A 12829-nucleotide genomic window follows, 5' to 3' on the forward strand; every position below is an offset into this window, starting at 1 on the left:
TGGCATATTATCCTATTTATAGGTTTACATTGAGCCGATTGGCAAGCCGCCCCGTCTGTCGATGGCGAGGGCGCATCGAGCGGGCGCTCCGCGCCGACCGGCAGTGACGAGTTATGACTCCATGAATTTGGACCGTCCCTGCTGGCCCTTTAGAGCGTTTTCGAGCGAAGTGGACGCCGGTTCGCGTGAAGAAGACGCGACAAATCAAACAGATAGAGCATTTTGGCGATTCGAATAAACGCGGAAATGCTCCAGGTCTCCAGGCGGCCTGGGCATCACGCAGCTCACAAGCCGTCACATATCCTGTACGTTGCGGCGAGGGGAAAGGTCGGACAGTTCGCGCTCGGGTCTGTCCCGGAAAGGTGCGCTTTGAAGCCAAGCGGTGATCTGATCAAGTAGCCACACGCGATGGGGCGGCCATTCGAGATGGTGGTCGTTGCTGGGAAAATATTCAAGGCGCAGCCGGGGGCCAAAATCAATGGCCGGAAACGCATCTAGCAACTGCTCCCGGTAACAGTGCCGATGCTGCATCCCGCCCGTGAACAATGCAAATACCTCGACATCGTTGTCGACCAGCCCACGGTATACGGCCTCCAGGCCTGCGTACACCGCCGGTGAATTGGGATCGAACGGAGGTGTAGTGCTGTTGCTAAATGTCAAGCCTTTGACTTGCATTTTAAGCCTGCGCCAGAGGGGGTGGCTGCCATCGGCGAGTTCGGACCACGTCGTGCGGTGAGCGAGCCGCTGTTGAAGGTGCAAGCGCCGATAACGGGCCGTTCTGGGAATGAGTGGATCGATCAGCATCGCGCCGACGACGCGGCGATCAAGCGAAGCACGATGCGCCGCCAAGGTCGCGCCATCGCAAAGTCCGAGTAAGACCACTCGTTCGCCCATGGCTGCGAAATAGTCCAAGGCCAATCGGATGTCGTCGACCGCTGCGTTGCCGGGGGACAAGCCGTCGCCTCTCGTCAGGCTGTCACCGATGCCCGACAAGTCGAACCGAAGCATCCGGTAGCCAAGCGCTGCCAGGCGACGGGCGAGGGAGACGTAAACCCGGCCTTGGCCGCTTCGCACCAGGATTCCGCCGTTGATCGCCACGACAACGGGCAACGTCGGATCAGGGCGCGAAGCCTGTGTGATGATCCCGACCAGGCTGTCGCCAAGGCCGAAAGTCACCGCGCGTTCGCTGATCGTCCCGCTCACCCCATCCACGCGGTGATCCTCCCCAACGCGTTGACCGGCATCGGGCCGCCGAACTCGGGCGAGTCCTCCCTCCACGGAGGCCGATCGCGAACGCGCTCGAGCGTCAACCGGTTCGGTATCACGTTTGCGATGGTGCCGAGGGCGGCAGCGTCAGTGCCGCGCGACTCGCTGAGCACAAGGAGGATCTTTTGCTTCAACCGTGTCAAGAGACCGGCCAGATCGATCGCCGCCATTTGCTGCTCGATCCTGGCTGGAAGAGGGTGGCACAGCCGGTTGGGCGTGTCCGCCGGCGGAAGCGGTAAATAGCGCGTGCGTTCATTGACCCAAGCGGCGTGCTTGAGTTCGAGCTCATCGAGATAGCTGCGCCCGACCACGACCGGATCCCAGAGCACGAGTCGGTCGATATCGACCCGGCGTACCGCCGCCTCGGCGGCGAGCGCCGCGCCGATCCGCGCTCCGATGAGCGAAACGCGCAGGGCGCCGGCCATGCTCTTCAGTTCATCGATGGCCGAGTCGATATCGGTGCGCCAGCCTTCGAGATCGGCTTCCGTGCTTTCTCCCGCTGAATCGCCAGCGCCGAAATAGTCGAAGCGCAGCACGTGATAGCCGCCCGCCGCCAGATTGAGGGCGAGGCGACGGAAGACGCCATGGGAAAACGTGTACTCCGGCCCCCAAGGCGCGCAGAATACGACCGCACGCGGCGCCTTCGCATTCAAACCCTCCGCCGGATCGTAGACTCCGAAAAGTCGTCGTTGGCCTTCACCAAAGAAGAACGGTGTCATTGGCCCAATCCGGCTCCATTGCGCTGGATACCCGCGGCAACCTCGCGCAGCGACTGGAAGTACAATGCGCGAGGGTCCATTCGCGAACCGAGGCGCCGTTGGACGGCTGCGGCGACGCGCAGGGACAGCAATGAGTGGCCTCCAAGCTCAAAAAAATTGTCGCCGGGCCCGATGTCCCTGGCGTCCAGGAGCTCGCACCAGATGTCGGCCAGCGTCCGCTCGATTCCGTCCGCCGGGGGCTCGTCGCGCCTGTGCGCCCTTGTTCCAGCGCGGAACGGGTTCGGCAGTCGCGCGCGATCCACCTTGCCACTCGGCAATAGAGGTACCGCTTCGAGCGTCACGAACAGAGCAGGCACCATGTAATCGGGAAGCTTGGCGCGTAGATAGCGGCGCAACTCGCTTGTCGTGGGCTCGCCTCCGAGCCAGAAGGCGAGGTAAGCCACGAGCGCGGAACCGCTGCCACCATTCGAAACCGAGACGTAGGCCTGACGAACGGCAGGGTGGGACGAAAGTGCAGCCTCGACTTCCCCGAGCTCTATGCGGAACCCGCGAATTTTGATCTGGCCGTCGCGGCGGCCGATGAAATCGAGCGTGGCGTCGGCCCGCCAGCGCGCTAGGTCGCCCGTGCGGTATACCCTCTCGGTGCGACCGAGGATGCGGAGATCAACGAACCGCTCGGCGGTCAGGTCCGGCCGATTGCGATAGCCGCGCGCCACGCCGTCTCCGGCGATCACCAGTTCGCCCGGCGCTCCGACGGGAGCGAGAGTTCCAGATGGCTCCAACACATAGATCCGTGTGTTGGGGATCGGTCCCCCAATCGGCCGGCGGCCGCCGCCGACGTCGGCAGCCACCACTCGGTGCATCGCGGACCAGACGGTTGTCTCGGTCGGCCCGTAGACATTCCATAAGTTCTCCACCCGATCGATCAGCGCTTCAGCTAGGTCGACCGGCATGGCCTCACCACCACAGAGCGCCGTCAGATCGGCCTTGCCCTGCCAGCCGTCTTCCAGGAGTAGCCGCCACGTCGTGGGGGTGGCCTGGAACAGGCCGATATCGTGTGCGTCGATCAGCGAGGTGAGCGCCGAGCCGTCCACCGTGTCCGCGGAGTCCGCGAGTACAACGCGCCCGCCGCTCGTCAGCGGCAGCCAAAGTTCCAGGCCCGCGATATCGAATGCAGGCGTCGTGACCGCGAGCAGCGTCTTGCCGGCGGCTGGGCCAAGCTTGAGGCGCATCGCGTCGAGAAACGCGGCCAAGTTGCCATGCGTGACCTCGACGCCTTTCGGTCTACCCGTGGAGCCGGACGTGTAGATCAGATAGGCGATGTCGTCAGCCCCGATCGATACCTGAGGTGGGCGATCGGGCGCGGCGGCGATCGCGGTCGCCTGCTCGTCCAGAAGCAGTACGGAGGCAAACGCGAACTGGCCGGCAAGATCGGACGTGGTCAAAACGCACATCACGTCCGCGTCCTCGAGGATCAACCGCGTGCGCTCGACCGGATGTGCCGGGTCGAGCGGAACGTAGGCGGCACCGGCCTTCAACACCGCGGCGAGGGCGAGGGGAAGGTTCAGGCCGCGTTCCAGGCACACTCCGACGCGCGTGCCCGTCTTTGCGCCGAGCCCCACGAGTCGATGGGCGATCTCGTTGCTCTGCGCATCGAAAGCGGCGAAGTCGAGCTCAGCTGTTCCGGCCCGGATCGCCACAGTGCCCGGGTGCTGCCGCGCGATTTCGGCGATCTGCCGATGAACCGGTCGCTCGCGATCGAACCTGTGAGCCGTGGCGTTCCAGTCGTTCGCCATACGGTGCGCCTCGTCGTCCGACACCAGCGGCACATCATGCAGACGCGCCTCGGGTGTCTGGTGGGCCGCACGCAACAGGCGGCGGAATTGCCCGTGGAGGCGTTCGATCGTCGCCTCCTCGAAGAGGACCGCATCGTATTCGTATGCCGCAAGCATAGCGCCGGCTTGAGGGCCTGCGCTGGCGCGGGACAGCTCGAGGCTGAGGTCGAAGCGCGAGGCCCCGGTATCGCCGTCGATCGGCGCGGCGACGGTGCTACCTGGCGCCGGATCTTCACCGCCCTGGAAGTCCATCAAGGTGAACAGGGTTTGGAACAAGGGCGGATACGATGACGTGCGAGGTGGGTTGACGGCTTCGACGACCATATCGAACGGGAGATCGCTGTGCCGGAAAGCTGCAAGCGTCCTGTTCTTGGTGCGCTCGAGCAATTCGGTGAAGCGCGGCGAGCCGCTGAGGTCACCGCGCAGCGCGACATCGTTGACGAAGCAGCCGACGATATCCGCGAGGCCTTCCTCGTCGCGCGTCGCAAGCGGAGTGCCGACGACGATGTCATCCTGGCCGCACAGACGCGACAGGAGCGTCTGCCAGACGGCGAGCAGGGCCATGAACAGCGTCGCCCCGCGTGTGCGGGCAACGTCCTTGAGCGCCTCGACGTCGGCCTTGTCGATATGGCCGCAATAGCGGCCGCCGCGGCTGGAGCCCTGTGCGCGCCGTGGCCGGTCCACGGGGAGATCGAGGCGCGGGGCCTGCGCCAGCGTCTCGCGCCAGAACGCGATGTGCCCGGCGAAGCCCTTCGTCTGTGCTCTGTTGCGCTCCCATGACGCGAAGTCCGAATACTGAAGTTTCAGCAAGGGCAGCCGGGCAGAGCGCCTCTCGGCGCGGGCATGATAGAATTCGTGCAGATCCCGCCAGACGATGTCCAGCGAGCGACCATCCGCGATGATGTGGTGGACGACGAAGACGATGAAATATTCGCTCGGCGTCAGGCGAACGGCGCGCATCAGCGCAAGTTTGCCTTCGGCCATGCTGAGGGGGGTGCGGAGCGCCTCGCGCCCGAACGTCCGCACGGCCTCCTCAACGTCGGTGGGAGGATCGCTCGATAGGTCGACGACATCCAAGGCGATGCGCGCGCGCGGCAGAACGTCGAGGACAGGCTCGCCGTCCACGGCCACAATCCGAGTGCGGAAGGCCTCATGGCGCGCGAACAAGTCGTCCACCGCCGCCGCGAAGATATCTAGATCGAGCGGCTCGCGGACTCGGAGCGAACTTCCGATGCTGTAGCGCAGCGAACCGGGGTCGATCTGGTCGAGAAACCACAGACGCTTCTGTACGGAGGACAGCGGCAGACCCGTGGCGGCAGCACGCGGCCGGATCCGCTCCCCGGCGGCTTGCGATGCGGGCTGCACGCCACGCTCGTTCAGCACCGAGATGATGGCATCGCGGTTTGCCGCGATCTCCTGGCGTGAATCGGCATCGATGGCGTTGCGCGGGGCTCGGAAGCGCAGATTGCCGGCCTCGACCCACAGGTCGACCCCGCGCGCGCTCAGCCGCAGAAGAATTGCCTCAGCGATCATATAGGAGTGAGACATGGCTTCTTCGCTGCTACTTCCCGCTAGAGCATTTCCGCGTTTCTTCGAATCGCGGAAACGCGATATCTATTTGTTTTGCCGCGTTTTCTTCACGCGAACCGGCGTCCACTTCGCTCGAAAACGCTCTAGCCGCTGCTCGGCTCGCCACTCGGTCCGATGTCGAACCGATCGGCACGAATCCAGAGGGTTCCGATTAGAACAACGAGTGCGGTCAGCCCGAGAGCGACGCGCGGACGCAGTGCCCCGCCGCCGACGACCGACAGAACTCCATCGATGCAGAATGCTTGCGTGAAGAGCGCGTTGGCACCGCCCCAAGCCGGAGCTGCGCGGCAGGCGTGATCCAGCGCCAGCAGCACCGCGAAGCCAGCGCCTCCGAGGATGGTCAGCAACACCAGATCATGGGCGTCCGGCCAAATCCACACGCTCGGCATGGCAGGCGTGGCCGCGACGAACACGGCAATCGCGGTGTAGAACATGTTCGTCGAGAGAGGCTGCTCCCGCAACGAACGTGTCAGCACGACGTACAGGCTGAACGACCCCGCCGCCGCCAAGGCTAGGCCGATGGCGGACAGCGATGGCGAGCGCACATGCCCGAACATGGCAGCCACGCACAGAGCTCCGACAAAGCTCGCGGCCACGACGGCCCACGGCGGCCGCTCTTTGAGGCAGACGGCCGCGATGGCGATGATCAAGGCGGGCGCCATCCAGAACATGGACCAGACGAACTCCACTGCGATGCCATGCGCGAGAGCGATGGCAAACGAACCCGGCATGACGATCATCATAAGCGACCGGCAGACGTGCGATACGGGCCGTGACGTACGCCAAAAGGTGACCGGCGTTCGCTGCCCCCAGATGAGCAAGACGATCATCAGGTGTACGGCATACCGGCACCAGACGATCTGAAGCAGACTCAGGGGTTCGCGCAGCTCCGCGACGAGCAGCAGCTCCAGCCCGGCCCAGCCGATGCCGAACAAGCCCGCCCACGCCATGGCCCGGCGCACGGCATTGTCGCCGGCCACCCAGCGCATCAGGGCGTCGGCCTGGGTCATAGCTGGCCTTCCTCCCATTCCATCTCGGCGTCGACCGCCGGCGCCTCGCCCGGGCCGCCGTCATCGAACGCGAGCTCGCTCATGACGATGCGCCCGACATCGGTCAGACTGGCACCGCCCAGCAGATCCGCTACCGCCAGGCGCACGCCGAGCGCGGCCAGCACGCGGTTGCGGAACTCCATCGCCATCAGGGAATCCATTCCCAGGTTGAGCAGCCGCTCGTGCCGGTCGACCTTCTGTGTCGCCGGCAGGGCCAGGACGCGCAGGACCTGATCGGCCAGGAAGGCGTCGAGCAAGCCGCGCCTGGCCTCCGGCTCCGCCGCGCGCAGATCTGCGCCGATCGTGACGGGCAGTGTCGGCTCGGCAGCGGCGGCGGAGGCGTCGACCAGCCCCCGATAGAAGGGCCCGACCGTTGCCGGCAGGCGCGAACGCACGATGGGGACCGCCGCGACCTGGGGGCCATCGCCGCTGGCCAGCAGCGCGCCGAGCATCTCCATCCCGGAATCCGGCGTGATCATCTCCAGGCCCATCGCCGCCCAGCGCCTGTGATGGTCTTCACCGACGCCCGCGGCCATGCCCACCTCTGCCCAACTGCCCCAACTGATGCTGAGCGCCGGCCGCCCGCTCGCGTGCCGATAGCTGGCAAGTGCGTCGAGGAAACCGTTGGCGGCCGCGTAGTTGCCTTGGCCCGGCGATCCGAGCAGCGAGGCGCCGGAGGAGAACAGGACGAAGAAGTCCAGGGGATCGCTCAAGGTCAGTTCGTGGAGCAACCAGCCGCCGCGAACCTTCGGCGCCATCACGCGCGCAAAGCGCTCCGGCGTCTGCTCGGACAGCATGCCGTCGTCGAGTACGCCGGCGGCGTGAAGGACGCCGCGGATCGGACCCAAGCCGCTGCGGGCGTCAGCCAGGAGGTCCGCCAGGGCGGCGCGATCGCCCACGTCCGCTTGAGCGGTCTGCACTGTTGCCCCACTCGTCTCGAGGCGCTGGATGGCAGACAGCGCGTCCGGGCCGGGCGCGCGGCGCCCCATGAGGATGAGCTTGCGCGCGCCCTGCTGGACGAGCCATTCGGCGGTCGTCAGCCCGAGGCCGGTCAGCCCGCCGGTGATCACATAGACGCCATCATCGCGGATGGCCGCCGGCTTGGGCTGAGTGACCACGACCTTTCCGGTGTGCAGCCCCTGGCCCATGTAGCGGAACGCGTCTTCGGCCTGGTGCAAGGGGTAGACGGTCTGCGGCAACGGGCGCAGTGGCCCGTCGTCCATGTCGGCGAGAATGTCGACCAGCATCGACCGGATCCGTTCCGGCTCGGCGGCGGCGACCTCGCCCAGGTAGAGCGGGTGATAGTCGATGCCGGGAAACCGGGCGGCAACGGTCTCGCGCGTCCAGATATCGGTCTTGCCGATCTCGACGAAGCTCCCACCCTGGGCAACGAGGCCCAGGCTGGCGGGTATGAATTCGCCCGCCAGCGAGTTCAGCACGATGTCGACCCCCGCTCCCCCCGTATCGCGATGGATGTCGTCGACGAAATCGAGCGAGCGGGAATCGCTGACGAAATGAACGCCGAGGCTCCGGGCGAGGACCCGTTTGGCTGCCGTTCCCGCCGTGCCGAAGACGGTCGCTCCCGCGCGCAGTGCGATCTGCGTCGCCGCCATGCCGACGCCCCCGGTCACCGCGTGGATCAGCACGCGATCGCCCGGCTTGATGTGGGAGAGGGCCCGCAGCGCATAGTCCGCGGTCAGGAACGTCACCGGAACGGTGGCAGCCTCTTGGTAGGATACGAACGGCGGCTTGCGGACGGTCATCGTCTCCGGCGCGATCACATAGGATGCGAAGCTGCGATCGACCATGGCGACCACGTCCTCGCCCACGGAGAGGCGCGTGACGCCGGCGCCCACCGCCGTCACGACACCGGCGCATTCGTTGCCGAGCGGGCCGGCCTCGCCCTGGTACATGCCGAGCGCGTTCAGCACGTCGCGAAAATTCAGCCCGGTCGCATGCACCCGGATCTCGACCTCGCCAGGACCCGGCGGCCGGCGTTCGGCCGCAACGAGGGACAGGTTGCCCAGGGATCCGCGTTCGGCGATGTCGAGCAGGACCGGCGTGCCCTCGGCCGTCGTCTCCTGCTCCCGAAGCTTGAGCCTGGCGACGAAGCGCTCGCCGCCGCGATAAGCGACCCGATCCTCGCCGTCCCGCGAGCAGGCCTCGGCGAAGACCCTGTCGCCGTCTTCGGCCTCGCGTGCCGCGTCGAGGTCGATCCGGGCGAGCCCGCACGTCGGATATTCGGAGGCGGCGACGCCGGCGAAGGTCCAGATCGGCGTCTGGACCAGATCGGCTGAAAGCTGTCCGAGCTGCTGCGTCGCGCGGGTCACCACCATGACGCGCGCCGCGCGGTTCACGACCGCGCGCAAGGCGAAGAGCGCCGCCGTCACATGCGTGGCGTGCGCTGCTTCGATGGCGGTCAGATCGGCGAGCCCTTCCGGCCCATCGAGGGGCCACAGCAGCACTGCGCCGTGCAAGGGACGATCGATCGGCGCCGCCGCCGCCACCGCCGCGGCAATATCCGCCTCGGTCATGGAACCCGGGCAAGGCACGAGCTCGGCAGAAGCGCCGGCCAGGCGCAACTGCGCTGCCAGGCCATCGCCGACACCGCCCTGGTCCGCCAGGATCAGCCAATTCTGCCCCGCGACCTGAGACGGATCGTCGTTCGGTGCGCTGGCAAGCCATTCCACGCCGAAGCGCCAGTCCGCCTTCGGACCGTTGGCGCGACGCTGGCGTTCGAGCGCGGCGCGGGTGATGCGGCGGACTTCGAAGCCGATCACCTCGGCGACGAGTGCGCCGGCGGCATCGAAGATGGCGAAATCGGCCTCGGCGACACCGCTGCCCTCACCGCCCGTCGTCACCGCAACCCGGCACGTCACGGCGGTCGCGGCGGGCTGCCACACGCTGTAGCGCTTGGCCGCGACCGGCATGTAGAGGTCCGTGCTCGGCACCGCGGCGCCTTCCTCCTCCATGCCCAAGCCCATGGGTTGGAAACAGGCGTCGAGCAACGCCGGGTGAAGGCCGTAGCCATCCGGCGACAGGCCCGCGGGCAAGGCGATCTCCGCGACAACGGTTCGGCCGTGCCGCCTCATGGAGCGAACGCCGCGCAGGGCAGGGCCGTAATGCGCGCCGAGCGCATCCATCCGACCGTAGTAGTCGTCGACCGAAGCTTCGCTCCAGCCCGCTTCCTCGATCGCGAGCGGCGGCGACGCCGGCGTGCCGCGCTCGACCACCTGGGCGGTTACGTGGAGACGCCATTCGGACGGCCCGTCCTCGCCGGCCGCGCTGTAGATCTGCACGGTCTTGCGGCCGTCGGCGTCGGGCGTGACCACCACCTGGAGGCTCGCCGCTCCGGCCTCAGGAAGCAGCAATCCCTGGCCTATGGTCACATTCTCCAGGGCCGCCGCCTTGCCTCCGCGTTCGGTCGCGGCCGCCAGGGCGAGCTCGAGGAAGCCCGCGGCGGGGAACGGCGTGTAGTCGAAGATGCGGTGATCATGCGCCCAGGGCTGGAGCTGGACCCCCAGCTCGGTGGTGTAGATCTCCACCGGCGAGGACGTGCGCAGGCCAAGCAGAGGGTGGCTCGTCGGGTGGCCTTGCATGGCCATGCCCCCCATCGCCCTGGTGTCGTCGCGCCAGAAGCGTGTCCGCTGGAACGGGTAGGTGGGGAGGGACGTGTGCCCTGCGCGTTCGCCCGTGATCGCGGGCCAGTTCAATTGTGCTCCGGCCACGTAAAGCTGGGCCGCCGCCTCGAGCATCGACCGGCGATCATCGCGGCCGCGGCGCAATGATCCGACATAGGCGCAATCCGGCTCGCCCCCGCAGTGCTTGGCCATTCCGGAGAGAATGGGGGCCGGGCCGACCTCGAGGAACAGGCGGTAGCCGTCGCGCTGCAAATGGGCGACCGAATCCGCGAAGCGGACGGCGTGGCGCAGGTGACGCCGCCAATAGTCGGGCTTGAGCGCTTCGGCGCCAAGCGGCGTTCCCGAGAGGTTGGACATCACGGTCATCGACGGCATCGCGAAGCACGTCGCCGCGAGCGCCTGCTCGAACTCGTCGAGAATCGGCTCCATCAGCGCGGAATGGAAGGCGTGCGAGACGTTGAGACGCTGCGCCTCGATCCCCTGGTCCCGCAGGCGGCCCAACAGCTCATCGAGGGCGTCTGCGGCGCCCGAAACGACGATGCTCGCCGGACCGTTGACGGCGGCGATGTCCAGGCGCCCGGCGGCCGCCGTGATCGCCGACCGCACGACCGGCTCCGGTGCCATGACCGCTGCCATCGCGCCACCGGCAGGCAGAGCGCCCATGAGGCGCCCGCGTGTCGCGATGAGGCGCAGCGCATCGGCGAGCGGGATCATGCCGGCAAAGCAGGCGGCTGAATACTCGCCGACGCTGTGGCCCATGACCGCCGTCGGCTCGATGCCCCAAGCCCGCCAGGTCATGGCCAGGGCATACTCGAGCGCGAACAAGGCCGGCTGCGTGTAGGTCGTCTGGTCGATGAGCGTGGATTGATCGCCGAGGATCACATCGAGCAGCCCGCGGTCCATGTGAGGGCGGGCCAGCCGATCGCATTCGTCCAGGGCCTGGCGGAACGCGGGCTCGGTTTCGTAGAGGCCCTTGCCCATGCCGGCGTATTGGGCGCCCTGGCCGGTGAACAGAAAGACGACCTCGGGCGCTGCGGCCGACGTGGCGCGGCCGTGAACTACGTTGCGTGGGGCATCTCCCCGGGCGAAGGCCGCGAGCGACGCGGCCGCTTCGGCGGCATCGGCCGCGACGACGCCAACGCGTTGCGGGAAGGGAGAGCGCGCGAGCGGTGCGGCGGCGGCGACGTCGCGGAGCGACGGGCCGCCCTCGCGCTCGAGCAGGGCGGCGTAGCGGCCGGCGAGCTCGCGGGCCGCGTCGTCCGTCCGCGCCGAAAGCACCAGCAATGTCGATGCGTCGGCGGGATGCGGCCCGCGCTCGGCCGCCGGCGGCGCCGGCGGCTCCTGCAACACCACATGGGCGTTGGTGCCGCTGAATCCGAACGAGCTGATGCCGCAGAGCAGGGGCGTTGCGTCATCCGCGAGGGCCAGCGGCGTCGTCTCCAGCGGCACGCGGACAGGCCACTTGTCCCAATCGATCATCGGGTTCGGCGTCTGAAGATGCAGCTGTCGTGGCAAGGCGCGGTGGCGCAGCGCCTGAACAGCCTTGATCATGCCGGCGATGCCGGCCGCGCCTTCGGTGTGGCCGATGTTGGCCTTGATCGAACCGATGAGGAGTGGCCGATCGGCCGGGCGTCCGCCGAAGACGTTGCCGAGGGCGTTGACCTCGATCGGGTCGCCGAGCGAGGTACCCGTGCCGTGCGCCTCGACGAAGGTGATGTCGCCCGGGGTGACCTGCGCATCCTCCAGGGCGGCGCGGATCACCGCTTCCTGGGACGGCCCGTGCGGGGCGGTGAGCCCGCTGCTGCGCCCATCCTGATTGAGCGCCGAGCCGCGGATCAGCGCCAGGATCCGATCGCCGTCGCGTTCCGCGTCCGACAGGCGCTTCAGGGCGATCATGCCGGCTCCTTCGGCCCGCACGTAGCCATCGGCGGCGGCGTCGAAGGCGTGGCAGCGGCCGGTCGGCGACATCATCCGCGCGCGTGACGTGAGGATCGATGCGTCGGGAATGAGCGTGACGTTGACGCCGCCGGCGATCGCCAGGTCGGATTCGCGGGCTCGCAGGCCCTTGACCGCGAGATGGACTGCGACCATCGACGACGAGCAGGCCGTGTCGACGGAAATGTTGGGACCTTGCGCGCCGAGGAAATAGGAGATGCGGCCGCCGGCGATGCTGTGGGCCGTGCCCGAGAGCGCATAGGCGTCCTCCGGCCCGGAACTGCGGGCGAGGATCTGCACATAGTCGAGCGCTGTCACGCCCACATAGACGCCGGTGCGGGTGTTAGCGACCGATAGGGGAGCGATGCCCGCGTCTTCGAGTGCCAGCCAGGACATTTCCAGTAGAAGGCGCTGCTGGGGGTCGAGGTTGACCGCCTCGCGCGGGGTGATGCCGAAGAACGGCGCGTCGAACATGTCGACGCCGTCGAGGAACGCTCCCCACTTCGTGTAGGTCTTGCCTGCCGCGTTTGGATCGGGGTCGAAGATCTTCGCCACGTCCCAGCGATCGAGCGGCACTTCGGTGACCGCATCGACGCCGTCGACGAGCAGCTGCCAGAGCGCTTCCGGATCTTCGGCGCCGCCGGGAAAGCGGCAGCCGATGCCGATGATGGCGATCGGCTCGTGCTGCGCGGCCTCGGCCTGAGCCAACTTGACCTGCAACTGATCAATCGCTGCGAGGGCGCGCCGCAAGAGCTCGCTGTTCGCCTGCTGGTTCTGGAAGCTCACGTTCACGA

5 protein-coding genes are annotated in these 12829 nt (G+C 67.3%); all 5 read right to left on the reverse strand.

The features are described 5' to 3' along the window. Window positions 1-294: 294 nt before the first annotated feature. Window positions 295-1212, reverse strand: coding sequence for an alpha/beta fold hydrolase (locus IEW34_RS20060; RefSeq protein ID WP_188610996.1), 918 nt, complete (start codon window positions 1210-1212; stop codon window positions 295-297). Beyond that, on the reverse strand, window positions 1200-1985 hold the full coding sequence (locus tag IEW34_RS20065) for a serine aminopeptidase domain-containing protein (protein ID WP_188610997.1): 786 nt from the start codon (window positions 1983-1985) through the stop codon (window positions 1200-1202). Before IEW34_RS20065 ends, IEW34_RS20060 begins: the two co-directional genes overlap by 13 nt. Beyond that, window positions 1982-5368, reverse strand: coding sequence for a non-ribosomal peptide synthetase (locus IEW34_RS20070; protein ID WP_188610998.1), 3387 nt, complete (start codon window positions 5366-5368; stop codon window positions 1982-1984). The genes IEW34_RS20065 and IEW34_RS20070 overlap by 4 nt, the downstream gene beginning before the upstream one ends. A 125-nt stretch (window positions 5369-5493) precedes the next feature. Further along, window positions 5494-6420, reverse strand: a complete 927-nt coding sequence (locus IEW34_RS20075) for a hypothetical protein (RefSeq protein ID WP_188610999.1) — start codon at window positions 6418-6420, stop codon at window positions 5494-5496. Further along, complete coding sequence (locus tag IEW34_RS20080) at window positions 6417-12827, reverse strand: type I polyketide synthase (protein WP_188611000.1); 6411 nt, start codon at window positions 12825-12827, stop codon at window positions 6417-6419. Before IEW34_RS20080 ends, IEW34_RS20075 begins: the two co-directional genes overlap by 4 nt. Window positions 12828-12829 lie beyond the last annotated feature (2 nt).

The organism is Chelatococcus reniformis, assembly GCF_014640075.1.
Lineage (GTDB): Bacteria > Pseudomonadota > Alphaproteobacteria > Rhizobiales > Beijerinckiaceae > Camelimonas > Camelimonas reniformis.

Bases quoted from the DNA above. Each gene is read 5' to 3' on its own strand.
- IEW34_RS20075 (WP_188610999.1), bottom strand. From the start codon at position 6,420: ATGACCCAGGCCGACGCCCTGATGCGCTGGGTGGCCGGCGACAATGCC.
- IEW34_RS20065 (WP_188610997.1), bottom strand. From the start codon at position 1,985: ATGACACCGTTCTTCTTTGGTGAAGGCCAACGACGACTTTTCGGAGTC.
- IEW34_RS20070 (WP_188610998.1), bottom strand. From the start codon at position 5,368: ATGTCTCACTCCTATATGATCGCTGAGGCAATTCTTCTGCGGCTGAGC.